This window comes from Pseudoalteromonas sp. SG43-4 (genome assembly GCF_014164325.1).
Taxonomy (GTDB): domain Bacteria; phylum Pseudomonadota; class Gammaproteobacteria; order Enterobacterales; family Alteromonadaceae; genus Pseudoalteromonas; species Pseudoalteromonas distincta.
Genome location: NZ_JACJFB010000088.1, coordinates 1 through 223 on the forward strand (window position 1 = coordinate 1; position 223 = coordinate 223).

Consider the following 223-nt stretch of genomic DNA (forward strand, 5'->3'; position numbering starts at 1 on the left):
TCTGTTACCGCTCGACTTGCATGTGTTAGGCCTGCCGCCAGCGTTCAATCTGAGCCATGATCAAACTCTTCAATTAAAAAGTTTTATGTCTTTCGACAGCTCAATGAATTCTGAATTTTTTAATATCTTTCGATATTGAATTGACTGTGCCGAAGCAACTTATAAATAAGTTACTTCTGTTGGTCACTCAGTTTTCAATTGAGACTCTAATTTGTTTGCCTCG

General features: G+C 37.7%; 1 rRNA gene. It reads right to left on the reverse strand.

Annotated features, from left to right (window positions below):
• A 16S ribosomal RNA gene (locus tag H5160_RS20290) occupies nt 1–76 on the reverse strand; the annotation flags it as partial.
• Between the last annotated feature and the right edge of the window lie 147 nt (nt 77–223).